Origin of the sequence: uncultured Limosilactobacillus sp. (assembly GCF_934202235.1) — a bacterium.
Lineage (GTDB): Bacteria > Bacillota > Bacilli > Lactobacillales > Lactobacillaceae > Limosilactobacillus.
The window spans coordinates 1-22,923 of record NZ_CAKPXS010000028.1 but is presented as its reverse complement, the minus strand read 5'-3'; the positions used below and the strand labels follow the sequence as shown (position 1 = coordinate 22,923).

Annotated in this window: 21 protein-coding genes; 13 read left to right on the top strand and 8 right to left on the bottom strand. The window is 49.7% G+C overall.

The genetic code is table 11. The features are described 5' to 3' along the window. The 10 genes from Q0E49_RS05335 to Q0E49_RS05290 form a co-directional block, all read left to right on the top strand. On the top strand, positions 1–257 hold a 257-nt coding region (locus tag Q0E49_RS05335; RefSeq protein ID WP_295746904.1), incomplete at its 5' end, for a hypothetical protein. Positions 258–272: 15 nt separating this feature from the next. After that, a complete protein-coding gene (locus Q0E49_RS05330; protein WP_295746903.1) occupies positions 273–1,430 on the top strand; it encodes an ATP-binding protein in 1,158 nt (385 codons plus the stop codon). 2 nt (positions 1,431–1,432) lie between these two features. Further along, a complete protein-coding gene (locus tag Q0E49_RS05325) occupies positions 1,433–2,764 on the top strand; it encodes a VWA-like domain-containing protein (RefSeq protein WP_295746902.1) in 1,332 nt (443 codons plus the stop codon). Continuing rightward, the gene (locus Q0E49_RS05320; RefSeq protein ID WP_295746901.1) at positions 2,752–3,039 is read left to right on the top strand and encodes a hypothetical protein; all 288 of its coding nucleotides are present in this window, start codon (positions 2,752–2,754) and stop codon (positions 3,037–3,039) included. Before Q0E49_RS05325 ends, Q0E49_RS05320 begins: the two co-directional genes overlap by 13 nt. A gap of 99 nt (positions 3,040–3,138) precedes the next feature. Next, a complete protein-coding gene (locus tag Q0E49_RS05315) occupies positions 3,139–4,326 on the top strand; it encodes an MFS transporter (RefSeq protein WP_295746900.1) in 1,188 nt (395 codons plus the stop codon). Positions 4,327–4,671: 345 nt separating this feature from the next. Beyond that, a complete protein-coding gene (gene speC / locus Q0E49_RS05310; protein WP_295746899.1) occupies positions 4,672–6,858 on the top strand; it encodes an ornithine decarboxylase in 2,187 nt (728 codons plus the stop codon). Between the two features lie 126 nt (positions 6,859–6,984). Beyond that, the gene (locus Q0E49_RS05305; RefSeq protein WP_295746898.1) at positions 6,985–7,614 is read left to right on the top strand and encodes a hypothetical protein; all 630 of its coding nucleotides are present in this window, start codon (positions 6,985–6,987) and stop codon (positions 7,612–7,614) included. Positions 7,615–7,743: 129 nt separating this feature from the next. Next, positions 7,744–8,898, top strand: a complete 1,155-nt coding sequence (locus tag Q0E49_RS05300; protein WP_295746897.1) for an MFS transporter — start codon at positions 7,744–7,746, stop codon at positions 8,896–8,898. A 122-nt stretch (positions 8,899–9,020) separates the two neighbouring features. Then, a complete protein-coding gene (locus Q0E49_RS05295) occupies positions 9,021–10,931 on the top strand; it encodes a M13-type metalloendopeptidase (protein WP_295746896.1) in 1,911 nt (636 codons plus the stop codon). Between the two features lie 67 nt (positions 10,932–10,998). After that, positions 10,999–11,508 carry an O-acetyl-ADP-ribose deacetylase gene (locus Q0E49_RS05290; protein ID WP_295746895.1) on the top strand — a complete coding sequence of 170 codons (510 nt, stop codon included), beginning with the start codon at positions 10,999–11,001 and terminating at the stop codon, positions 11,506–11,508. Here the strand turns inward: Q0E49_RS05290 and greA are convergent. Further along, a complete protein-coding gene (gene greA, locus Q0E49_RS05285; RefSeq protein WP_295746894.1) occupies positions 11,505–11,978 on the bottom strand; it encodes a transcription elongation factor GreA in 474 nt (157 codons plus the stop codon). The two genes, Q0E49_RS05290 and greA, sit on opposite strands and share 4 nt — an antisense overlap. Positions 11,979–12,054: 76 nt before the next feature. Here greA and Q0E49_RS05280 point away from each other — a divergent pair, with 76 nt between their 5' ends. Further along, positions 12,055–12,381 (top strand): hypothetical protein, encoded by a 327-nt coding sequence (locus Q0E49_RS05280; protein WP_295746893.1) that lies wholly within the window; start codon positions 12,055–12,057, stop codon positions 12,379–12,381. Between the two features lie 96 nt (positions 12,382–12,477). On the opposite strand, the gene Q0E49_RS05275 is transcribed toward Q0E49_RS05280, so the two are convergent. Further along, complete coding sequence (locus tag Q0E49_RS05275; protein ID WP_295746892.1) at positions 12,478–13,656, bottom strand: aminotransferase class I/II-fold pyridoxal phosphate-dependent enzyme; 1,179 nt, start codon at positions 13,654–13,656, stop codon at positions 12,478–12,480. A gap of 223 nt (positions 13,657–13,879) precedes the next feature. Here Q0E49_RS05275 and Q0E49_RS05270 point away from each other — a divergent pair, with 223 nt between their 5' ends. Continuing rightward, positions 13,880–15,586, top strand: coding sequence for a phosphoenolpyruvate carboxykinase (locus tag Q0E49_RS05270; RefSeq protein WP_295746891.1), 1,707 nt, complete (start codon positions 13,880–13,882; stop codon positions 15,584–15,586). Between the two features lie 110 nt (positions 15,587–15,696). Here Q0E49_RS05270 and Q0E49_RS05265 read toward each other — a convergent pair whose 3' ends face one another. From Q0E49_RS05265 to Q0E49_RS05255, 3 genes are read right to left on the bottom strand one after another with little or no spacing between them, the layout of a single operon-like run. Then, on the bottom strand, positions 15,697–15,921 hold the full coding sequence (locus tag Q0E49_RS05265; protein WP_295746890.1) for a hypothetical protein: 225 nt from the start codon (positions 15,919–15,921) through the stop codon (positions 15,697–15,699). A gap of 56 nt (positions 15,922–15,977) precedes the next feature. Next, positions 15,978–16,763, bottom strand: a complete 786-nt coding sequence (locus Q0E49_RS05260; RefSeq protein ID WP_295746889.1) for a tyrosine-protein phosphatase — start codon at positions 16,761–16,763, stop codon at positions 15,978–15,980. A 22-nt stretch (positions 16,764–16,785) separates the two neighbouring features. Further along, positions 16,786–17,241, bottom strand: coding sequence for an Lrp/AsnC family transcriptional regulator (locus tag Q0E49_RS05255; protein ID WP_295746888.1), 456 nt, complete (start codon positions 17,239–17,241; stop codon positions 16,786–16,788). A gap of 235 nt (positions 17,242–17,476) precedes the next feature. On the opposite strand from Q0E49_RS05255, the gene Q0E49_RS05250 reads away from it, so the two are divergent. Next, complete coding sequence (locus Q0E49_RS05250) at positions 17,477–17,965, top strand: universal stress protein (RefSeq protein ID WP_102279962.1); 489 nt, start codon at positions 17,477–17,479, stop codon at positions 17,963–17,965. A gap of 117 nt (positions 17,966–18,082) precedes the next feature. Here Q0E49_RS05250 and tkt read toward each other — a convergent pair whose 3' ends face one another. From tkt to gndA, 3 genes are all read right to left on the bottom strand, one after another. Continuing rightward, the gene (tkt, locus tag Q0E49_RS05245) at positions 18,083–20,080 is read right to left on the bottom strand and encodes a transketolase (RefSeq protein ID WP_295746887.1); all 1,998 of its coding nucleotides are present in this window, start codon (positions 20,078–20,080) and stop codon (positions 18,083–18,085) included. Between the two features lie 16 nt (positions 20,081–20,096). Beyond that, positions 20,097–20,831: a transaldolase family protein gene (locus Q0E49_RS05240; protein ID WP_295746886.1), complete on the bottom strand. Its 735-nt coding sequence runs from the start codon at positions 20,829–20,831 to the stop codon at positions 20,097–20,099. 393 nt (positions 20,832–21,224) lie between these two features. Further along, on the bottom strand, positions 21,225–22,658 hold the full coding sequence (gene gndA, locus Q0E49_RS05235) for an NADP-dependent phosphogluconate dehydrogenase (protein WP_295746885.1): 1,434 nt from the start codon (positions 22,656–22,658) through the stop codon (positions 21,225–21,227). Positions 22,659–22,923 lie beyond the last annotated feature (265 nt).

The window sequence follows — 22,923 nt, the reverse complement described above, 5'->3', positions numbered from 1 at the left end:
GTGGTTACCGGTTGAAAAAAGACCCGGCTGGTCAGGTTAAAATTCATACCTGGCGGACTGGCAAACACACCAAGGGGCGCTTTCGCCAACCGGGTCAGCTGATGATGACTGAAAATAAGATGATGGTCGTGATTTTAAAAGAACTGCCACTAGCATTTAAGGACCGTCACCAGGTAACGCCCCTGCAACGCTTTTTGACGGCAGAAGTTGACCAGGCGGTACTCGACGAAGGATTAGCAATTTTAGGTCAGGAATAATAAGGAGGGAAAACAATGGCGTTAACCTATCAGCAATTGCTAGTGGCTGTTCCGGCGGTCATTAGGGCGGGGAACGTTCCGAACATTGTTGGCGATGCCGGCCTGGGGAAAACGGCCCTGGTGACTGATGTTGCCTGTCAAATGGGGGCGGTGATGTACACGACGGTTGTTAGCCTGGTGGAAAAGGGAGACCTGGCCATTCCAGTCCCGCCACTGACTAGTGATTCGTTTGTCGATACCCGGCAGTATGGCCGTCTTGCAAATGTTCAGTATGGTTATGCGGACACCCTTCTCCGAATTATCCGGCAAGCGGAAGCAGAACCGAACCGACCGATTATTTGGCTGCTTGATGAATTTAACCGGGGGACCCAGGCTGTTCAAAGCGAGCTCATGAACCTCGTTCTCCAACGCCGGGTAAACTCGCTTCAGTTGCCCGGATCAGTCCACCTGGTGATTGCGGAAAATCCCGACAGTACAATGGAAGAATTTGCTGATAGTGACTACGCGGTAGCACCGGGGGATGCTGCGATCAAGGACCGGACAGTTCGTTTGGTAATGCGGCCCTCACTTACCGACTGGCTAACCTGGGCTGCGGGGAGTGAAAGCCATCCGCAGATTGAGCCACTGGTGCAGCAGTACCTCCGCGCTCATCCGCAACAACTGGCACCCCAAGAACATGGGGATGACCTCTACCCGACGCCCCGGTCCTGGGAACGGGTGTCACGTAACCTGACGGAACTGCTAAAGTTGCCGGCTGACCAGTGGCGGCAACTAGCCGTTGATGTTTTTAGCGGCGACCTTGGTCCGTCGGTGGGGGTCGAATTTGCTGAATATGTTAAACAACAGGGGCAAGAACTGACGGTAGATGTGCTCCTTTCACCAACGGGTCACCAGCAATTTGCTAATGCTACGGAGTTTGGCAAACTGGCGGTGTTAAAGTTGTGGGTTGGGCACAATGATCATGATGGTTGGAAAATTGCTGACCACGCGGCCCTATTCCTAGACTATGCTCGCCAATTAAGCCCTGATGGGCAATTTAGCCTGGCGACAGCGGTTGGTGAAAGCTCACAGCAGGTGGCAGAAGAATTAGTTGCTAGTGACAAGGAGGACGCGGCACAACTAGTGGATTGGTTGGCACACGTTGCGACGCGGGCTGACCGCGGGGATGAATAATCATGGCTGACCAGTTAACCCAGTTATTCAAGCAGCTCGCAGCAAGCAAAAATGCTGAACAACGGCAACGCTTGGCTGCCCAGTACGTTGCCGCGGGGGTGGTGGCCATTCTAAAGCAGCGGCGGCTCGTGGGCGAAGTGCTCCTGGCATTACCCAAGAAGGTAGCGGTTAATTCTCCCGGGACATTTGCTCTTGCCTGGAAAGATAGCAACCTGCTTTTGCTGGTACAGCCGGCAGCGCTGATGATGGTCGACCCTGACCAATTGATCAGCTTGCTTAACCATGAAGCGATGCACGTGATTTGGCGACACCCCTTGCGTTATTCGACGGTGGCTGACCAGGCTAACGTCAAAGCTGCTTGTGATATTGCCGTCAACCAGTACCTTTCACAGCCCCCGGCGGGAACGGCAACGTTGACCGATTTACGTCAGCTGATCCGGCAACCGGTGAAAAGTGGCCAGGATTCGGCTGATTATCTGCGGATCATTCGCCAAAACCATGTCGATTTTAACGGGAAGTTGAAAAATCCTGGTCAACCGCTCAGTGGCAACAGACCACAGAAAAGACAATCTCGCCCCCGTCCAGGAAAGCCCAAAGTACCAGGTGACAGCCATCGTGGCTGGCTGGTTGAAGGGGAAGAGGCGGGGCGCTTCCGGCTGCAGAAAACCGCCCGCTTACAGCGGTTGCTGACCAGCGCCTGGCAAAAGACACCAGCCAAGCAACGGGGGTTGGTGCCTGGAATGATCGAACGACAGCTAAGGAGTGACCGCCACCGTTCCCGGCCACGTTGGGTTCGCCAACTGAGCCTCTGGTTGGGGACAGTGCCTCATGGGACCGCTGCTTCGCGCGCCCGCTTTAACCGCAGGCAGCCTTACCGGATGGAACTACCAGGGAGAATTACCCGCTACGTCACCCGTTTATTAGTCTTTGTTGACAACTCAGGGTCAATGGGCGATGACGAGATCGCGCACTTGTTAGACCAGGTGAACTTCATTGCCCAGTCCCGTTCGATCGCGGTCACCATCTTACCGTTTGACGCGGCTGTCCACCCTGAAGGGCGGCAGGAGTTATCCGGTGGGCACCAGGTTGACTACCGGCGGAGCGGTGGTGGCGGAACGAGTTTTCAATCAGTCTTTGACTACCTCAGTCGCCAGCGAGTAAGCAAGGAATCGTTGATTTTAATTATGACTGATGGCTGGGGCGAGCAGGTCGTTCACGACAACGGCTATCGTCGGCTGATCTGGTTGCTGACAACGAAACAAAATGAGTTGTCGGTTACCCATCCGACTGGCCGGGTTATCGTAATAGGAGGAGAGCCAAATTGGTCAAACTAACGGCACCACAACTGCGCATGATTTTAACGAATAGTCAGCAGTATCAGCGGGCGGTTAACTTATTGAAGGAGCACTGGGAAGTCCGGGATAACCAGTTGAAGTACGACCTGGTTGAACCCCGAGATGTCAGCTGGGCACGACTGCTGCAAGAACAACAACTAGTTAACGGTAAGTGCGACTTTAGTGATTATCGTGCAGTCAGTCAGCTAGTTAACTGTCACCCGGAATGGTTTTCGTCAGCAGGGAGAGCAGCGCTATTGGCACCATTTCAATAAGCTGATTTCGCTTTTAGCGGGCGAATGGTATGATGGTAAAGGAATGTTCTTTTGATCGAAAAAATTTTTTGGTATACCCCAAACGGAGGATTGTTATGAATGCAGAGCAGCTCAACTGTTAAGTTAAAATGGGTCCTGCTAGCGAACTTAGCTAACAGTACCGGTGCGGCAATATTGTGGCCGCTGACCACAATGTACGTTCACAATTATCTTCACCAAACGCTAACGATTGCCGGGATCGTCATGTTTTTTATGTCATGCACGATGATTCTTGGCAACTACCTAGGAGGTTGGTTGTTCGATAATTGGAAACCTCATGATATTTCAATTATCGGGGCCGCGGTCGCACTAATTGCAGTCCTCTTAATGATTTTCTTTCATGGCTGGCCAATGTTTGCGATTCTGATTTCATTCGTCAGTTTTGGGGATGGTGTCTGTGCGACACTGATTAATTCGTATAGTTCTGGAGTTAACGGTTATAGTCAACGCTACGTTTTTAATATTGTCTACATGGCCTTTAACGTCGGAACGGTAGTGGGGACGCTACTAGTGGGGGTCTTGTTCCCACTAGGAATTCGCCTCGTCTTAATGGCAACGTCCGTTTGTTATATCGTGCTGACGGCTGTCGTCGTCTTTCACTTTAACGTTAACTTTGCCAAGGTGAAGGCCAACTTCAAGAAACGCAAGGTAAAAAAGCAGCATGGCAAGACACACCGGTTGAAGGTTGGTCTGGTACGGCTGATTTGTATTAACCTGGTGACTATTTACATGAGTTATGCCCTTTGGGAATCGATTATGTCGGTTCACATCACCAATATGCACATCCCGTTCTTTTACTACAGTATGTTGTGGACGCTCAATGGCCTGCTGGTTATTTGCGGCCAGCCGATTGTTGCTAAATTGGCACCGTACATTAAGCTCAGTACCCAGGTCATCACCGGCCTGGCGGTTTTTGCACTCTCATTCCTTCTGCTGATTAACGCCCACACGTTGGCAGCCTTTACCTTGTCGATGGTCGTGTTGACACTAGGTGACTTAACTAGTTTACCGGGCGTGCCAGCGTGGGTGTCGACGCTCACCAGTCTGGATGAAGCCGGCCACTACCAAGGGTTAGTTAGCATGACCGTTTCTATCGGGCGCGCAATCGGGCCACTCTTTGGTGGTTTTATGATTGAAGCTTATAGCTACAACGGCCTGTTTATTGTTTCGTTTATTTTGATGATGCTGACGCTGCTGCTAATTATCGGTCAGATGGTTCGTATCAAAAAAGTGACCGAAGAGAACTAACAACTGAAAATGTATAAAACCCCGTAAGTTCTTCCAAGTTTACGGGGTTTTTATTCACTCTTTTTCGATCTTTGTGCAGTAATTCTCATAAATGGAATAGGCGAAAAATGGGGGATGAAACCACCTATACCAAGGCCACTGAGCAAAAAATAGGCTGGACAAAATATGTGGATAATTATGTGATTTTGATGAAAAAGAGCAAAAAAGCCGTGATTTACGAAAAAAAGTGACTAAGAAAGTGTTTTCAAAAAGGGGGTTGAAATATCCAAGCCAATGAGTGATAATGAAATTGTTCCAAGTTACTAGTTTTTGCTGGTATATTTATTTTATTGGAGGCATTATTCAATGGACAACAAGCTGAAGATTGCGTCAACTGAAGAAGCTTCGCAGTTTTTCGACACTGATCGTGAAGTCGTATCAGCTACTGATACTGACTTCGTTGATGTTGCCGCTGTCGTTGTAAACGAAGACGACACGGACATCGTTGATGCTGTTGAAGCAACTAAGTTTGACATTCCAGTATTCGTTATTTCAAAGGACGCTACGAAGGTATCGCCTGACATGATGGCCAAGATTTACCACATTCTTGACCTGAACAACAGTTACGACCACCGTCTTTACGACCGTGAAATTGAACACGCTGCTGCACAGTACGAAGATGGTATCCTGCCACCGTTCTTCAAGGAATTGAAGGCATACGTTGAACGTGGGAACATTCAATTCGACTGTCCAGGACACCAAGGTGGGCAATACTTCCGTAAGGACCCTGCTGGTAACGTCTTCTACAAGTTCTACGGCGAAAACGTCTTCCGTTCAGATATCTGTAACGCCGACGTTGACCTCGGTGACTTGCTGATTCACGAAGGTCCAGCAATGGAAGCTGAAAAGGCTGCCGCTGAAGTTTACAACTCAGACAAGTGCTACTTTGTTATGAACGGTTCATCCACTTCAAACAACATTGCACTTTCTGCTGCTGTTGCACCAGGCGACCTGGTTCTGTTCGACCGTAACAACCACAAGTCTGTTTACAACCAGGCACTGGTAATTTCTGGTGGTCGTCCAGTTTACATGCAAGACTCACGTGACCCATACGGGTTCATTGGTGGGATCTACGACAGTGACTTCGACGAAGACTTCCTTCGTAAGCAAGCTGCTAAGGTTGACCCTGAAAAGGCAAAGCAAAAGCACCCATTCCGGATCGCCGTTGTTCAATTAGGTACTTACGATGGTACTATTGCTAACGCTCACCGGATTATTAAGAAGATTGGTCACCTTTGTGACTACATCGAATTCGACTCTGCATGGGTTGGTTACGAACAATTCATTCCATTCATGAATGACTGCTCGCCACTGAACATGGAACTCGGTCCAGATGATCCAGGTATCCTGGTTGTTCAGTCAACTCACAAGCAGCAAGCCGGCTTCTCCCAGTGTTCACAGATCCAAAAGAAGGACCACCACATCAAGGGTCAGAAGCGTTACATCAGTGACGACCAGTTCAACAACGCTTACCTGAAGTACAGTTCTACTTCACCGTTCTACCCACTGTTCGCTGCTCTGGACATCAACGCTCACATGCAGGGTACTCCTGCCGGCAAGCGGATGTGGATGGACACTCTGCGGACTACTGTTAACGCACGTAAGCGCCTGCTGAACAACGCAACTTACATTCGTCCGTTCGTTCCACCGGTAGTTGACGGTAAGAAGTGGCAAGACATTGACACTGAAGAAATCATCAACAACCGTAAGTACTGGGCATTCGACCCTAACGAAAAGTGGCACGGATTTGATGGCTACGGCAAGGATCAATACTTCGTTGACCCGAACAAGTTCCTGCTGACTACTTCTGGTATCGATGCATCAACTGGTGAATATACTGACTTTGGTATTCCAGCTACTATCCTGGCAAACTACCTGCGTGAACACGGTATCATCCCAGAAAAGAACGACTTGAACTCAATTCTGTTCTTGATGACGCCAGCTGAAACTGACGCTAAGATGAACAACCTGGTAACCATGATCCTTAACTTCGAACGTCTTGTTAAGGAAGATGCTCCACTGTCAGTCGTACTTCCACGTCTGTACAAGCAGAACATTGACCGTTACCGTGGTTACACTGTAAAGCAACTTTGCCTTGAAATGCACGAGTTCTACAAGAAGTACAACACTAAGGAATACCAGAAGCACCTGTTCCTGCGTGACTACTTCCCAGAACAGACTTGTGATGCACAGGCTGCTGACGTTGAAATGCTGCACAACAACACTCAACTGGTAAAGCTTTCAGATGCTAAGGACCACACCGCAGTTGAAGGTGCTCTTCCATACCCTCCTGGTATCTTCTGTATCGCACCAGGTGAAAAGTGGAGTGACACTGCTGTTAAATACTTCTCCATCCTTGAAGAAGGTATTAACCTGTTCCCTGGCTTCGCACCTGAAATTCAGGGTGTATACTTCCGTCAGGAAGATGGCAAGACTGTTGCTTACTGCCAAGTATTCGATGACGAAACTGAAGCAAAGTACGCTAACAAGTAATCTTGTCGCTTAAGTTTTGAAGAGCGTGGTGAACACCGTTCACCACGCTCTTTTTCTTCTCAAACATAAACCAGATTTAGTTTATAATAGAGAAGTAAATTAATATTGTGAAAGGGATTTTAGAGAATGAAATTATGGCAATCAATGCGCATTCAGACGATGCGTCAAGACGACGATGTAATGGTCGCTGTTGCGGGGATCGATACCGGGCTGTCCGTTAACGCCCTCCACGAACTGGTACCTTTTGCCAAGTACCATGATGGAGACGAATTAAAAGCTGCTACTAAGGATGATGGCATGAAGGAGGCTGTTAAGCAGTACCTGGCCGACCACCCTGACTACCAGCATGAAGAAGAGGATATGGTCAATGGGCTAAAGATTATCAGTTCCCTGGCGGATTTGGAAGTTTACGCCATCGATAAAGGCAAGGATGATTATGCCTACATCTCATTCTGGGTTTACCTGATGGGGCACTTCACTGTTACCCGCCACTTTGATGATGGCTTCTACTACGCCATGATCAAGGAAGACCGGCAGGTACTGATCCCATTGTCACCACGCGCAATCACCGAACAAAATGGTGTTTTGATTCGTGACCCGCAACAATTGCAAGTAGAAATCCAGCAACGCTACCTGCAAGGCTTTAAGCTGTATGCTATCGGGATGGTCCGCTACGAAGAGTTCCAAGTCCTTAACCAGTTGTCATACTCTCCTGACGGCAAGATTTCCTTAAACAACCAGCAGCGTCCGTTCTAGCATTCTTGCGAAACCGAAACGCGAAGTGACCAGCACCCCCAGGGTTGAATTGCCAGCTCTGGGGGTGCTCGTCGAAGGGGGAGAATATTTATTTTTAAACGACGCTTAACGTTGCCGCGAGTCTTGATTATGGCCTTTTTAATCAATACTAAGTATTCGATCGTCTGGCCAGTCAGTACGCTTTATATGCACCAGGAATTTCATGCCTCGTTAACGGCGATTGGCTTTATCCTGATGTGTTATTCACTGCTCAACGCCATCGGCAGTGCGATTGCCGGGCAGCTGTTCGACCAAATTGACCCGTTTATCGTTTTGATGATTGGTGTCTGGGGGATCTTATTTGTTTCCTTTATTGGGTTGCTAGCCCCTGGTTTGCTCGGTTACGTGGTTTTCTTACTGCCATATGGTTTTATTCACGGGTGGGCATTGACGGTCATGTACGCGTTGGTTTCTTACATGGATATCGGCAAGGAATCGCGGCACGACTTTAACTTACTCTACCTCGCCGTCAACATCGGCCTGGTTGTCGGCACTGGGACCATCAGCTTCCTTTATAACGGGAAGGGTATTCACCGTTTGATGGTTGTTATCCTGATCCTTGCGATCATTGTGGTGGCGGTCGCGACACTGGCGATGCCGACCGTCTACCCACGGAAAAAACCGGTGGTTTCTCAGCAGCCGAGCAAGCAAGATGACGAACAGACAACACCGCAGACGGCCTTTAATACCGGCTTAATCCTGCGGGTCTTCGTTACTTTGCTCTTTATGTGGATTTGCTACTCACAGTGGATGTCGAACCTGTCCGTTTACTTCTTGAACCTCGGCTTTAGCACGTCGTTTTACAGCCGTTTGTGGGTCGTTAACGGAATCGGCATTATTTTGATCCAGTTGTTGATCCTGAAAAAGAAGATCTTCTCGTCGGCGCTTCGCCAGTCACAATGGGGACTGAGTTTCCTTTTCTGCTCCTTTGTCGTCATGATTGTTGCCAAGACGGAAATCCCAATCGTCTTGGCGATGATTTTGCTGACTATCGGGGAGGCACTCTACGTTCCTGCTTCACCGGCGGTTGTCGATGAGAACACCCCGACAAAAATTAAGGGTCGCAACCAGGGGTTGGTCAACGTCTTTTCTTCACTGGGGAAGGCGCTGGGGCCCTTTGTTGGTGGCCTGGCAATTGACCACCTGGGTTACCGGAATGTCTTTATTATTGCGGCGGTGATCCTTCTCTTTACTCGTCTCTTGTTATATGGACGGAAAAAGTCTCACCAGTCGGCAAGCAAATAGTTACGACACGAGGTCTACGGTTAAGTCCGCGGCCTCGTTTTTTCTTGTGGCGTTAAAACAGTCAAATGAGGGAAAAACCGGTATACTAGATAGGAGACGAAAAGTGCGAAAGGAGTTTCATGATGGCGATTAACCAGAAGATGATCAAGGACGACCTTTACGAAGCAGTTAACGGGGAATGGGTTAAGCAGGCAACGATTCCTGACGACAAACCAGCAACCGGCGGCTTCCAGAACCTGGACGATAAGGTAGAAAAACAACTGACGGCAGACCTAAATGACTTTGTTGCCGGCAAGCAGCAGGATCAGATGCCAACAGAAAACCGCTTCGCAGAAATGCTGAAATTGTATCAGTTAGCGGGGGACTTTGCTCGACGGGAAAAGGAGGGCATCCAGCCACTGCTTGATGGCCTTAAACCGGTTCAGGACCTGCAATCCTACGCTGACTACCAGGATCACTGGCTTGAATTTACCAAAAATGGCATTTCATCACCGGTGCTCTTTGATATTGATGCCGACATGAAAAACGCAACGGTGAACGCCCTCTTTGCCGGTGCACCAGGACTGATCTTACCGGATAAATCTTACTATGACCCGGAAAACCAGCAGGGGCCCAAGCTGATGGCGCTGTGGAAGAAAAACGTTGGTGAAGTTTTGCCAAAATTTGGTTTTTCTACTGCCGAGACACAACAATTAATTGACCAGACGGTGGCCTTTGACCAATTGCTGGTTCCTCACGTGAAGAGTGCTGAAGAAGCGGCCGACTATAGCAAGATGTACAACCCGCAGGAGATGGACGAATTCGCTGGTCATACCAAGCAGCTAGATCTGGCAAAAATCGTTGAAGGACTGATTGGTACCCGGCCAGATAAGGTGATCGTCACCGAACCAAAGTATCTGGCAGCCTTAGATGATATTTTGATGGGGCACTTCGACCTCTTCAAGTCGTGGTTAATTGTTAACTATATCCGTTCTAATGCCGGCTTGCTGACTGATGAATTACGAGAGCTCAACGGTCGTTATGGCCGGGCCGTTTCCGGACAAAAGAAGCCGGTGAACCAGCAAAAGTATGCCTTCCGGATGGCCCGTGGCGTCTTCAGCCAGGTGCTGGGGGTTTACTATGGCCGCCGTTACTTTGGTCAAGCCGCTAAAGCCGACGTTGAACGGATGGTTCATTCAATGGTCGACGTCTACAAGCAGCGGTTGCAAAATAATGACTGGCTGAGCCCGAAGACGCGCAAGCAGGCCATTGTGAAGCTGAATGAGCTGGGAATCCAGGTGGGCTTTCCTGATAAAGTCCCGGCGGTATATGATAAGCTGCACGTTGACTTAAGCCAGTCATTGATGACCAACATCAATAATCTTAGCCAGGTCTTTTTGGAAGACCAGTTTAGCAAATGGGGCAAAAAGGTTGACCGTACCCGTTGGGAAATGAGCGCAGCAACGGTCAACGCCTACTACCACCCCTTTAAAAACATCATTGTCTTCCCAGCCGCGGTCCTTCAAGCGCCGTTTTATTCGACGAAGCAGTCGTCTAGCGAGAACTTCGGGGGAATTGGGGCCGTCATTGCCCACGAAATTTCCCACGCCTTTGATAACAACGGTTCCTTATTCGACGAAAAGGGGAATTTGAACAACTGGTGGACTGATGAAGACCGGGCCCACTTCAAGCAGCTAGCCCAGAAAATGATTGATGAATTTGATGGCCTGCCGTTTGCCGGGCAGAAGGTCAATGGTAAGCTGACTGTTTCCGAAAACATTGCTGATGGCGGGGGACTCAGTTGTGCTTTGTCAGCGGCGAAGAAGGAATCTGACGCCGACTTGAAGGCCTTCTTCATCAACTGGGCACGCATCTGGCGGATGAAGGCGACAACCCAGTACATGCAACTACTGTTGAGTGTTGACGTGCACGCGCCTAACAAGTTGCGGGCCAATGTTCAGGTCAAGAACCTGGCTGACTTCTATACGACGTTCAACGTCCAAGAAGGCGATGGGATGTACCTGCCAGTGGAGAAGCGAGTTAATATTTGGTAACGAACAATCACAGGCCCGTTAATTTTGGACCTGTGATTTTTGACAATGCATGGATGAAGGGATCAGCATGACAGAACTCAAAGTAGTTGAAGCAGACATCACAAAGCTGACTGTTGATGCGATCGTCAACGCGGCTAATGACCGCCTTGCTGGTGGCGGCGGTGTTGACGGGGCCATCCACCGGGCCGCGGGGCCCCAGCTGAATGAGGCTTGTCAGCAACTTGGCGGTTGCCCGACGGGTGAGGCGAAGACGACGCCGGGATTTCACCTGCCAGCCAAGTGGATTATCCATACCCCGGGTCCCATCTGGCGTGGTGGGCGGTCCAACGAAGCCCAGCTGCTCGCCAACAGCTACCGTCATAGCCTGCAGGAAGCAGTGGCCCATTGCTGTCAGACGGTCGCTTTTTCATCAATTAGTACCGGAGTGTATGGCTTTCCGCTCAAGAAAGCCGCACCGATTGCGGTACAAACGGTCCGGCAATTTACGAAAAAAGACTCCCGCTTAACGGAAGTCCTCTTCGTTGCTTTTGATTCGCAGACCGCGGCAGTTTACCGTCAGGCCCTGCAACAAGGCTAATTATTTTGAACGCTGATGATCTTGACCTGGTAATTACCAGCCGGGGCTGCCACGTTAACGGTGACCCCTGCTGACTGGTGCATCAGGGCTTTCCCGAGGGGCGAGTCAAACGACAGCAATTGCCGGCTGATGTCGGCCTGCTGTTTGCCGACGAGCTGGTAGCTCACTTGTAAGTGGTCGTCGGTAAACTCCAGGGTCACCGTCGAACCCAGGCTAATTTTACCGTTGTCTGCTGGCGTGACGATTTTGGCATAGGTCAGCAGCTTGTTGAGGTAACGGAGCCGGCTTTCCAGGTGACGCAGCTCCCGCTTAGCGGTACTATATTCGGTATTTTCCGACAGGTCACCAAGGGCCCGCGCGGCTTTTAATTGGGCGATTTTGGCGGGCCGCTGGTCCTGGAGAGCAGCGATCTGCTGCTGGATTTCCTGGTAACCCTGCGGGGTCATCTGCTGCCAATAGATTTTGTTCATTAATAAAACGCTCCTTACTGACTTCAGCATAAGGGTCAGGAGAAGAACCGTCAAGAACGGAGAAAGGAAAGGATAAATGAGTGTAGAAATTCCGGCTAACATGGAAGAAGTGGCGATGAAAATTGCCGCGGCAAAGGTGCATGGCCAAGACTTAGCCGTCGACGACGTGATTAGAGACGCAGTCCGTGACACAATGCAAGCAATGATGGATGAAGCCTTGGAAGGCCACTACGATGACGTCAGCTGGTCCGGGAACGAGCTAGTAGTAACTGACTTTACTGGTAAACAGGTGGGAACCGTTGCCCCAGCGGCAGACAACTTTATCAGTGACTTTCGGGAGAACGCTGACCAGCTATCATTAAAGTTAGAAAAAGCAGCCGCTAAGATTGTTGGTGGCCGTTAAACAAACAGTAAGGCGGATCTGGAATGGCAGGTCCGTCTTTTTTAACGCAAAAAATCCCGCAAACTGTTAGCTGGCAGCTTGCGGGAAAACGATTATTTAGTGATTAGCAACGAAACTCTTTATGCGCTTGGCGGCTTCCTTGATGGTTTCCATTGAAGCAGCGTAGGAGAAGCGAACGTAGCCCTTGCCGCCTTCGCCGAAGTAGGAACCTGGCACACAACCAACCTTGCCTTCCTTGGCTAAGCGAGTGGCGAAGGTGAGGTCATCGTCACCAAAGGCTGCGGGAATCTTGGCGAAGAGGTAGAAAGCCCCGTCTGGTGAAACTGGCGGCATGCCAATTTCATTCAGCTCCTTATTCAGGTAGTCACGGCGTTCAAGGTAGACCTTGCTAGATTCAACCGGGTCCATTTCACCATTGTTCAGAGCTTCAGCACCGGCGGCCTGGGCACTGTCATTAACGGCGGTAACCATCAGCGAGTGCATCTTGTTAATCTGGGCTGCCAGGTCAGCTGGTGCACAGAGGTAGCCCAGCCGGTAACCGGTCATAGCGTGAGACTTGGAAAGTCCGCTGATCAGTACTGTCCGGTCCTGGATGGCGTTAGCAATGGAGAAGTGCTTGCCATTATATACCAGGTCACTGTAGATTTCATCGGCGATACAAAAGAGGTTGTGCTCTTCGATGACCTTGGCCAAGCCACGAAGAACTTCTTCGGGGTATTCCCGACCAGTTGGGTTATTCGGGTAGTTCAACAGGATGGCCTTAACGCTGGTTCCGTGTTCTTCCAGAACTTGTTCCAGGTGTTCCGGTGTCAAAACAAAGTTGTCGGCAGAGGTGTCGACTTGGAGCGGTTCGGCACCAGCCAGCTCAGCTAACGGAAAGTACAGAGACCATTCTGGTGTCGGGATAATAATCTTGTCACCCGGCTTGAGGATGGAGAAGAAGGTGGCAGAAATGGCCTCGGTGGCCCCGATAGTAGCGACCACTTCACTGTGCGGGTCGTAGTTGAGACCGCGGGTGCGGTGAATATAGTTCACAACGGCCTGGCGGAATTCTTCCGTCCCGTTTTGGGGAGCATAGTGCGAATCGTTGTTGGTAATACTGTGGTTAGCAGCGTCCTTGACGTGTTCCGGCGTATTGAGGTCCGGTTCACCAATCGTTAGCTTGACTACTCCGGGGATACTAGAGACCATTGCATCAAACGAACGAACACCCGAAGCGCTTACCGCGAGTAAACGGGGATTAATCTGCCCCTTTAAACTTGACGCCAGTTCCATAAGAACTCCTCCTTCAATCTTTAACTGAGTTTTTGATGAATAATTATTAAGACTAGTTTAGCCATTTCCTCACCAATCGTCAAGAACGATCAAGAGTCACTTATCGAGGATTGTTCGCTCTCTGACAAACTTCAAGCCACTTTCGGTATCAGCTGAGTAGAAAATAGGTTACAATAATATTAACGAACTTAATGAGAAAATAATTAGGAAAGGTCGACCAGCGATGGGAGAAAATAGACGAACAATTCAAACTGATTCATTGTACATTGCGCCAAGCCGCAAAGTGGCATTGCTCAACTTCAGTCAACGCTACTACACCAATATGTACGAGATGATTAACAGCGATGAACTAAAGACAATGGTGCGGATTTACCTGAATTCGTTGCACAATAGCGAGCGCAATGACTCGTTTGAAGATCAAACCGCCGACGATTACGTCAGTGTCATTAAAAAAATCCTGGTTGACGATATTTCGGCCTATGACCACTACAGTCGCGAGGAAATCCTTGACAGTATTGAAAACTTCTATACCTATTACCGGTCATACCTGCGGGTGTCGGTGATGGACTATCGCCAAAACAAGATTATCGGTGCCAAGTTCCGCGAAGTCGATAATTTCTTCAACGACCAAATCCGGGTTCTTTACCGGACGATTGAAGAGAAGTTGCAGGGCTTTCCCAACAAGGTCTACCGGCAGCTAGACTCCGGGACCAATGCGGCCATGCTAATTGACCACCACCAGTGGAAGATACCGGCTGGCTACGAATCCTTAAAGGACGTGCCGTTTATCGACCGGGTCATGTTGCGTCCGCCGTTGATGATGCACACGAAGAGCAACAAGCGGGAAGGGGTTTTCTCGGCCGTTGAATATAACCCGGTGGACAAGTTTGCTGACCAGGACGGGGAGTGGCTCTGTTACCCAGCAAAGATTGGTGAGAGCCTTGCTTTCATTTACTTTGATGTCGACTACCTGGTCAACGGGCTGGCCCTTTCCAACCTTTTCCAGTTAGCCAGTGCCAAGGAAATTCGTGACCAGAAACCAGATGAAATTATCCTCTTCGGCTTGACACCAACTAAGGGAGACGTCAGTCATTACCACCACGATGCTGACAATGATATCTGGGTCGCTGAGGTGCCATACAACGATAAGACGACCTACTTTGGCTACATGAAGAAGATGTGCCTGACAGTTCATAACCTTCACCAGATTTACCGGAATTCGCTGCCGATTCACGGGTCGATGGTTAAGATTACTTTTGCTAACGGCAAGCAACGTAATGTTGTCTTCTTCGGGGACTCCGGTGCCGGGAAGTCCGAATCACTGGAAGCCCTCCAGGAAGTCGCTGACGACCAGATTACCAACTTGGAAACAATCTTCGACGACATGGGGAGCTTTACCATTGATGACCGGGTAAAGAACGGCATCAGTGCACAGGGAACCGAAATTGGTGCCTTTGTCCGCTTGGATGACCTTAGTTCCGCCGTGGCCTTCGATAACATGGACCGGGGTGTTTACCTCAACCCTGAGCGCAAGAATGCCCGGGTAATTATCCCGGCGGACAGTTGGGACCATGTTGTCCAGCACCACCACGTGGATATGTGGGTTTACGCCAACAACTATGACAAGGAAATCGGTTTACATCGCTTTAACGATGTTGATGAAGCCAAGAAGACCTTCGTTGCCGGCAAACGGATGGCGCTGGGGACGACCGATGAAGTGGGCTTCAGTACGACCTTCTTTGCTAACCCGTTTGGCCCCGTTCAGGAAGAAGAGCGGACCAAGCCGATTATTGACCAGGTCTTTAAGACCCTCTTTGACCATGACGTCTACGTTGGCGAAGTTTACACTCACCTGGGCAACGATAAGTCGAAGGACGCGCTTCATGAATCTGCCAAGGAGCTGCTTCACGTACTGCTAACTGATGACTAAACTGATTACTAATTAAAGATAGAAAGCATGACCAGGGGCTTGTTCTCTGGCCATGCTTTTTTGGTAACAAAAAAACTGCTCGCCTCATCGACAAGCAGGTGTGATTCGTTTTACAATCGGTTCTTAACGTTGTACGGCTTAGATGCCTGGTGGCTCGCTGGCAGCTCGTCCTTCGCGTAGAAGATGGCATATTCTTCATCGTCAGGACCCTTTGCGATCACAAGGTCGTCGGCATGGCGTTCGCGTTTAAAAATCTGCCCCTTGCGGACAGCTTCGTTGTAATCGTGGATGTTAGCGATTGAGTCGCCGGGATTAAAGAAAATACGTGTTTCCATCCTTCACATCTCCATTCGGTTGATTAATCCTACTTATATTATAGCACGGGGAGGGTTTAGGCGAGGTAATGGTGACGCAGAGTAGCAACGTCGTCATTGGATAAGCCAAGGAACTTGTGGATGAAGGATTGCATGCCCCCGTATTGCTGGTTGATCAGCCGGGTAGCGGTATCGAGGTACTGGGGCAGGGCAGCCGACATATGGCGGACGTTGTAGGCGACAACTTCGTTTCCTCCGGCAGCCTTGACCTGGGCGAGTCGCATCCGGACACGGGCGGCGGAGTAAACGTTGGTCCAGAGGTAGTCCTCACGAGCATCCTCGGCAGAGACACCGAGCACCCGCAGGAGGAAGTAGGCGGCCATCCCTGTCCGGTCCTTGCCGGCGGTGCAGTGGAAGATGGTTGCTTCACCGTCACCGGCTGCTAATAATTGGTGGAAAAATTCACGGTAGGCAGTTTTCGCTGAAACGATCGACACCATATCGTGGTAGGCCGTTAGCATCCAGTTGATTCCTGCCTGGTAGTCCACTGCCAAGCGTTTCATTGGTTTGGCAGTGGAGAGGCTGGCACCGGTTTCGTCTTCCTTAAAGACTGGCAGGTGGTAGTAGACCGCCGATTCAGGCACCCGGTCTGGTAAGCGGTCGACTTCTGCGTTGTCCCGAAAGTCAATAATCCGGGTGACGTGACGCTCGTTCAACAGTTGGAGGTCTTCACGATCGAGGTTGTGGAGCAAAGCCGTTCGAAAGAGGCGACCTGCCTTAACGTGGTGGCCGTCAGCAGTGGGGTAGCCACCAAGATCACGGCTGTTATAAGCGTGATGGAGCCCGATTAGTTGTGGTTTCATGGATAATTCCTCCCGTTTGAAATTACTTGTCTTCTTCCGAATTTTTCAGAATGACACCGCGGTGGTCAACGCTAGTACTGAAGACAATCTGGGTACTGGTCTTACCAAAGCGGCTTTGGATAATATTGATGAAATTGTCGAGGTCGGCAGTAGTGGGAAAGACGACTTCCATCACTTCCGAGTAGTCACCAGTAACGCAATTGCATTCAATGACGTTGGGAATGCCCTGAATGTACGGGTAGAACTCCTTTTTTTGCCGGGGTTCCAGTTGTAATTGAATGAAGGCTTTGACGTGGTAGTCGAGTTTTTCCATGTTAACGACGGTGTGATAACCAGTAATGACGCCATTTTTCTCCAACTTGTTAATCCTGGCGGCAATCGCGGGTGAGGAAATGTAGCAAGCCTGCGACATTTGTTTCAGCGAAACCCGGGCGTTTTCCTGCAACATGTTAATAATCTGACGGTCAATCTTGTCCATTGCTTACAACAGCTCCTCTTGACTTAATAATCTTAAGTTTACTTTTCTCAAATTGTAGGTTGCCGGCCGGTAATTGTCAATAAGGGGACTCCTTGCTATTAAAAAAGTATGAAAAACAGTGAAAATGTTTTTTTCATTTCCTAATGGGAGTACAATGTTCAGTAAAGATAGTTATTCAATGAGCATATGTCGTACATAGCAAGTACACAATGAACAATGAACGGAGGTTACGATGATGAGCCAAGAATACAAAAACATTCTGGTTCCCGTTGACGGATCTAAGCAGGCAGAGCTGGCTTTGAAGAAGGCCATTTCGACTGCTAAGCGGAACGGGGCTCACGTTGACATTTTGAATGTGGTCGACACCCGTGCAATGTCTTACAACTTTGCGGGGATGTCCGATGGCAGCATCGCTTACCAACTGGTGGACCGGTCAGAAGACTACCTTGACGACCTCTTGACTGATGCACAAGAAAATGAGCACTTTAACAATATCGATATTCACGTCCGGTTAGGTAATCCCAAGACGGTGATTTCCTTTGATTTCCCACGCGACCACAAGAATGACCTGATTATGATTGGGGCTAGTGGGCTGTCAAAGATGCAACGGGCGGTAGTTGGTTCCGTTACGGCCTTCGTTAACCGTAATTCACGGGTTGACGTGATGGTTGTTCGAACTGACGTTAATAATGAATTGCCAACTGCAGAAGCAGCGGCAAAGTAAAGCTGATCAAAAAGAAAGGCTCTCTGGCATTTTTTGCCAGGGAGTCTTTTTGTCTACCACAATCCCAAAACGTTTAACTTAGAGTGATGTCTGTTGGTGTGTCTGAGTGAATTGGCGTTAGTGGTTGAGTGAAAGGTAGGTGTTGACGACGTTTTCGACGGTAAAGCCGTAGTTAGCAACGATGGTTGGACCATCGCCACTCTGACCAAAACGGTCAACGCTAATGATCTTGCCGCCAGTACCCACATACTGGTGCCAAACAAAACCGGTCCCCATTTCGAGGGCCACCCGCTTGGCAACCGTTGGTGGCAAGACTTTATCGCGGTAGTCGCTTGGTTGGCGGTTAAAGAGTTCCAGACACGGCATGGAAACCACCGCGACATCATGGTTCATTTGCCGCAGGAGTTGCTGTGCCTGGAGAGCTAAGGAGACTTCTGAACCGGAGGCGATCAATAGTCCTTCGGCCCTTTTTTGGGCCGCCGAGATAACATAGCCGCCACGAGCAACCTTTTCCTGACTATTTTCCGCTTCGGACAGGACGGGAAGCTTCTGCCGGCTAGTAATCAGTACAGCTGGCTGGTCTGTGATCTGACCGATTGTCTGCCAAGCGGCCAGGGTTTCGTTGGCATCCGCTGGCCGGAAGACGTTGACGCCCGGGATAGCACGTAACCCAGTAATTTGTTCTACCGGCTCGTGAGTCGGTCCGTCTTCGCCAACGGCAATCGAATCGTGGGAGAAGACGTAAGTGGTCGGCACCTTCATGATGGCGGATAAGCGGATTGCGGCCTTGAGGTAGTCACTGAAGACCAGGAAAGTTGAAACAAAGGTCCGTGAACCGCCGTGAAGGGTAATGCCATTAGCTGCTGCTGCCATCGCGAATTCGCGGATACCGTAGTGGATATTACGTCCGCGGCGGTGGTTGGCAGAAAAGTCGCCGCAGCCGGGAAGGTAAGTCTTATTGGAAGCTGTGAGGTCAGCCGCCCCGCCCCAGAAGTTGGTATTGGCAGCGGCGAGGCCCTGCATGACGGTTGCGCTGGCATTTCGCGTCGCAATCATCGCGCCGGGCGTAAATTTGGTCGCTCCTGCCGGAAGGTGCAGTTGCTTATCTTGTAAGCTAGCAGCTAGCTCAGGGAATTGTTTCTGGTAGTGGAGAAACAGCTTTTGCCAGTCATGATAGGCGGAGATCTTCTGATTGATGAAGTAGTCGTAGTGGTTATAGACGTCTTCTTCAACCTGAAAAGGTGCTAACTGCCAGTTTAGACTCTTCTTTAGCTCCGCCATATTAGCGGGTCCTAGGGGTGTGCCATGCACCTTATTCGTCCCGGCGAGTGGAGTCCCCTCGCCAATGATTGTTTTAACTTCAATGATTGCCGGTTTAGCTGAACGCTGGCCGTGGGCAATCGCTGTCTTGAGTGCTTCCAGGTCATTACCGTTATTGACCAGCTGGTAGTCCCAGCCAGCTGCCCGGAAACGTTGGGCGATATTTTCACTGGAGCTATCACTGAGTGGACCGTCAAGCGAGACGTCGTTGGAGTCATAAAGGACGATCAGCTTGTTCAAGCCGAGGTGACCGGCTAAGTTGATCGCCTCCTGGCTGAGCCCTTCTTCCAGGTCGCCGTCGCCGACCAACGCGTAGGTGAAGTGGTCGATGATTGAAAAGTGGGGCCGGTTATATTCGGCAGCCAGGTGTGTTTCGGCCATTGCCATTCCCACGGCCATCCCCAGTCCCTGGGAAAGTGGGCCGGTCGTGGCGTCGACCCCTGGCGTGTGGCCATATTCCGGATGGCCCGGTGTCTTGGAATCCAGCTGACGGAAAGCCTTCAGGTCGTCAATTGTCAGGTCAAAGCCGTTCATGTACAACAGGGCGTAAAGGAGTGCCGAGCCGTGGCCGGCGGAGAGAACGAAGCGGTCGCGATTTAGCCACAGCGGCTTCCGAGGATTGAAAGACAGGAAATATTCCCAGAGGCTGTAAACAATGGGGGCCGCCCCAAGGACGATCCCGGGGTGGCCACTGTGAGCTTGTTCAATCATTTCCACGCCCAACATTTTCAGAGTATTGACTGACCGTTGGCTAATAGACTGCTTGGCCAGCTGAGTCGTGTCGAGCTTGGTCATTAACTACTGGACCTCCCTAGGCATGAACCATGCTGTCATCCAGGATGCTGAAGCCGAGTGCGGCGATATCTTTGTTGAAGCCCTTAACGGTGTTAACGGAAATTTCCATCGGGGAGAGACCACGCTTAGCATTGAACTTTTCCAGGATTGCCGGTGGAACGGTAATGATATCACAGCCCAGTGCCTGTGCTTCAAAGATATTGCCAACTTCACGGGTGGAAGCCCACAAGAGTTCAGCCTTTGGCAGCTGGTGAGTGATCTTAGCGCTGTCTACCACGAAGTCATGCCATTCGTTCCCGGCATCGGCTACCCGGCCGACGAAGAGGGAAATAATCGATGGTGTTTCTGGATCGAGGGCGTTAACGGCTGCTTGGACTTCGGCAGTGGTGGTAATGGCCGTGACGTTAACCTTGATTCCTTCTGAAGACAACTGGTGGATCAACTCGCTGTTAATTTCACCCTGGTCGTTAATTACCGGGATCTTGACGTATACTTGGTCACCCAGTGATGACAGGACCCGCGCTTCCTGTGCCATTGTCTTGTGATCCATGCTGAAGACTTCAAAGGAGATGCTGTAGTCAGGGAATTCGTTAACGACCTTGGTAGCAAATTCCATGTAGTTAGTAATTCCCGCCCGCTTCATCAGGGAAGGGTTGGTGGTAAAGCCCTTCAGATAGTCCATTTGAGACATCCGGCGCATATCTTCAATAATGGCACCGTCAGAGTAAACTTTAATATTTAATGGTTGCATAATGATATCCTCCAAAGTGGTTCACAAAGTCTGGATGACCAGACCAATTTCTAATTCGTTTTGACGATGCCAATGATGCCTGACTTGTGACCGAAAGTCAACACTTATTTTGGAAAAGGTTAATATCAAAATAAAAACTAGACCAATTTAGCAAATGGACTAGTCAACTTGTGCAATCGTTGCTATCATCGGCGATGCAACGGTTTAACGTTAATTATCCCAATTCATTCGAGTACATTAATTAAACAATTGGTCTAGGTTAAGAAAAGATAAAGTGAAGACAGATATGAATATGTGAACATATATACCATTAACTAAACCGCTACCAAGAAGTGAGCAAAAAAAGACGGCTGAAGTAATTCAGCCGTCTTTTTAGCGTTAATGAGGAATAAATTATTGTTCTTCGTACCAGCTGTAGTGGAAGTTACCTGGGCGGTCAACACGTTCATACGTGTGGGCACCGAAGTAGTCACGCTGTGCTTGCAACAGGTTTGCTGGCAGCACTTCAGCACGGTAGGAGTCGTAGTAGTTGATGGCAGCTGCCAGGGCAGGTGCAGGAATCCCCGCCTTGACTGCCAGGGCAACAACATCCCGGATAGCCTTTTGATACTTCTTGGCGATGTCCTTGAAGTAGTCATCAAGCAGCAGGTTCTTGATTGCTGGGTCTTTTTCAAAGGCGTCGGTAATCTTTTGCAGGAATTGTGCACGAATAATGCAACCTTCACGCCAAATCTGAGCCAGTTCACCGTATTGCAGGTTCCAGTCATAGCGTTCGGAGTCGATCCGCATTTGTTCGAACCCTTGAGCGTATGACATCACCTTACCGAAGTAGAGGGCCTGACGAATCTTTTCAATCCATTCATCTTTGTTGTCAATAACGGCCTTTTCTACGTCAGCAGGAAGAACCTTGCTTGCGGCAACCCGTTCCTTCTTCATCATTGAGATGTAACGAGCGTAAACGGCTTCGGTAATAACTGATTGTGGTGCACCGCCGTCGAGGGCAGTTTCAGAAGACCACTTACCAGTACCCTTGTTAGCACCACGGTCAAGGATCATGTCAACGATCGGCTTGTTCTTGTCTTCGCCGAGGTCGTCCTTGCGAGTGAGGATGTCAGCGGTGATGTTGATCAGGTAACTGTCGAGTTCACCCTTGTCCCATTCCTTGAAGATCTTAGCCATGTCGTCAACGCTCATGCCAAGGACATTGCGCATGATGTTGTAGCTTTCGTCGATCAGCTCTTCGTCACCGTATTCGATGCCGTTGTGAACCATCTTGACATAGTGGCCGGCACCGTTAGGCCCAATGTAGGCAACACATGGCTTGCCATCTTCGGCCTTGGCGGCGATCTGGGTCAGGATTGGGGCAACCAGGTCGTAAGCTTCCTTCTGGCCACCAGGCATCAGGGATGGGCCATGGAGGGCGCCCAGTTCACCACCGGAAACACCCATGCCGATGAAGTTGATGCCGGACTTGTCCAGCTTAGCATTCCGTGCCATCGTGTCGTGGAAGTTAGTGTTCCCACCGTCGATCAGCACGTCACCCTTGTCAAGCAGTGGCAGCAGTTCATCGATTACTGCATCGGTTGGGGCACCAGCCTTCACCATCAGCAGAATACGGCGAGGAGTTTCCAGGCTGTTAACGAAGTCTTCAATGGTGTAGCTCGGGATCAGCTTCTTGTCGCTGTGGTCCTTCATCATTTCGTCAGTCCGGTTGCGGTGACGGTTGTAAACACCCACAGTGAACCCGCGGCTTTCAATGTTTAAAGCCAGGTTCTTTCCCATGACAGCTAAACCAACAACACCAATTTGTGCTTTTTGATCAGACATCAAATTCACGCTCCTTATGTTCTTTAACAATGTACAACCAGATTATAACAAATTTACCAGGTAACGACACAATAATTTGAGAAAAGATGCACAAACTAGCAAATTTTTTTGTTTAGGGGAATGAATTATGGTTGATGCAGTTGAAATCACCCTAACTATGAGGATAGCGCAAACAATCACAAAAATGGTAAATAAAACATACTAACCTGTAGATGGATTGTAGTTCGACGGAACTACAATTCGTCTTTTTCATTTATTATGGAGA